Below are 2,263 nucleotides of genomic sequence, written 5' to 3'. Positions count from 1 at the left end.
TCGCCACCCGCGTCTACGCCACCAGCTGACCCCACCCAGCACCACCACCGACAAGGGCCGGACCCCACCACGGGGCCCGGCCCTTTCGGCATGCCCCGGGTCAGCGATCCCTGCCGGTGCGGGCCGGCTCCGCGGACTGCGCCGGCTCGGCCGCACTCACGCGGTGGGCCCGTCGGCGTAGCCACCACGTGCTGGCCAGCCCTGCGAGCACCGCGAGGACCAGGCCGGCCCAGGAGATGTCCTTGAGCCAGTGCTCGGCGGCCCGGCCGACGGTGAACAGCAGGTACGTGGTGCCGAACGCCCACACCAGCCCGCCGGCGGCGTTGGCCAGGAGGAACCGCCGGTACGGCACGTGCAGTGCCCCGGCGAGCGGGCCGGCCAGGATCCGCAGCAGCGCCACGAACCGGCCGAAGAACACCGCCCAGACGCCGTGCCGGGCGAAGCTCTGCTCGGCCCGGGCTAGCTGGGCGGGGCCGAGATGGCGGGGGAAGCGTCGGCCCAGCCGGGCCAGCAGCGGGCGGCCGCCGCGGCGACCCACCGCGTACCCGATGGAGTCGCCCACGATCGCTCCGGTAGCGGCGGCCGTGGCCACCCATTCCGGCTCCACCACTCCGGTGGCCGCGAGCAGGGCCGAGCTGACCAGGACGATCTCACCGGGCAGGGGTACCCCCATGCTCTCCACGCCGATCACCCCGGCGACGAGCAGGTAGACCGCGATCGGCGGCAGCGACACGAGCCAGTGCTGGACGTCGAACACGGTTGACCCTCCTCCGACCGGACCTCGAACCCTACCCGCGGCGGCCTGCCCGACCGGCCCCTCGACGAAGACCCGGCAGGCGGGTGGTGCGGGCACGCGCACACCCCCTATCCATCCTAGGAGGCTAGGGGTGAAGCGATGGGCGAACCGTGCGCCGAGTTGCGAAACTAGCAAGACGGACGTACGGTTTTGTTTGAGAGCGGGAATCGTCGGTAAGTGTCACCTAACCTCGGCGGCACCTCGGCCGGTGCGACACACTGCTCAGGACTACTCACGGTCGCTGGTGTGAAGGAGTACGACGTGGCGAGCCTCGACACCTTCGGTGCGAAGACCCAGCTACGCGTCGGAGACGCGAGCTACGAGATTTTCAAGATCGACAAGGTGGACGGCCACGATCGGCTGCCGTACAGCCTGAAGATCCTCCTGGAGAACCTGCTGCGGACCGAGGACGGCGCGAACATCACCGCCGACCACATCCGCCAGCTCGGCGGGTGGGACCCGACCGCCGACCCGAGCGTGGAGATCCAGTTCACCCCGGCGCGGGTGCTCATGCAGGACTTCACCGGCGTGCCCTGCGTGGTCGACCTGGCCACCATGCGCGAGGCGGTACGTGAGCTGGGTGGCGACGCCACCAAGGTCAACCCCCTCGCCCCCGCCGAGCTGGTCATCGACCACTCGGTGATCGCCGACCTGTTCGGTCGCGAGGACGCGTTCGCCCGCAACGTCGAGCTGGAGTACGAGCGCAACAGGGAGCGCTACCAGTTCCTGCGCTGGGGCCAGACCGCGTTCAACGAGTTCAAGGTCGTCCCCCCGGGCACCGGCATCGTGCACCAGGTCAACATCGAGTACCTGGCCCGCACCATCATGGAGCGCAACGGCCAAGCGTACCCGGACACTGTGGTCGGCACCGACTCGCACACCACGATGGTCAACGGCCTGGGCGTGCTGGGCTGGGGCGTCGGCGGCATCGAGGCCGAGGCCGCGATGCTCGGCCAGCCGGTCAGCATGCTGATCCCGCGCGTGGTGGGCTTCAAGCTGTCCGGCGAGATGCCGGCCGGCACCACCGCCACCGACCTGGTGCTCACCATCACCGAGATGCTGCGCAAGCACGGCGTGGTCGGCAAGTTCGTCGAGTTCTACGGCCCCGGCGTGAGCGCCGTGCCGCTGGCCAACCGGGCCACCATCGGCAACATGTCCCCGGAGTACGGCTCCACCGTCGCGATCTTCCCGATCGACGGCGAGACGATCCGCTACCTGGAGCTGACCGGCCGCGACGCCGCGCAGGTCGCGCTCGTCGAGGCGTACGCCAAGGAGCAGGGCCTCTGGCACGACCCGAAGGCGGAGCCGGACTACTCGGAGCGCCTGGAGCTGGACCTGGGCTCCATCGAGCCGTCGCTCGCTGGCCCGAAGCGTCCGCAGGACCGGGTGCCGCTGGGCGCCGCCAAGACGCTGTTCCGCTCGGCGCTGACCGACTACGTCGCCGAGGAATCCGACGTTGAGCGTGAC

The 2,263-nt window shown here is 70.4% G+C and carries 2 protein-coding genes; one reads left to right on the top strand and one right to left on the bottom strand.

Going from position 1 to position 2,263, the window contains the following annotated elements; translation table 11 throughout:
- Positions 1 to 100: 100 nt before the first annotated feature.
- Positions 101 to 757 (bottom strand): DedA family protein, encoded by a 657-nt coding sequence (locus tag AB0J68_RS31210; RefSeq protein ID WP_363942367.1) that lies wholly within the window; start codon positions 755 to 757, stop codon positions 101 to 103.
- Positions 758 to 1,042: 285 nt separating this feature from the next.
- Between AB0J68_RS31210 and AB0J68_RS31205 the strand changes: the two genes are divergently transcribed.
- A partial coding sequence (locus tag AB0J68_RS31205; protein ID WP_363942365.1) for an aconitase family protein occupies positions 1,043 to 2,263 on the top strand: 1,221 nt, incomplete at its 3' end.

Source organism: Micromonospora sp. NPDC049580, from assembly GCF_040675595.1.
In the GTDB taxonomy this organism is placed as follows: domain Bacteria; phylum Actinomycetota; class Actinomycetes; order Mycobacteriales; family Micromonosporaceae; genus Micromonospora.
The sequence above is the reverse complement of the archived record's forward strand: the minus strand, read 5'-3'. Positions and strand labels throughout refer to the sequence as shown.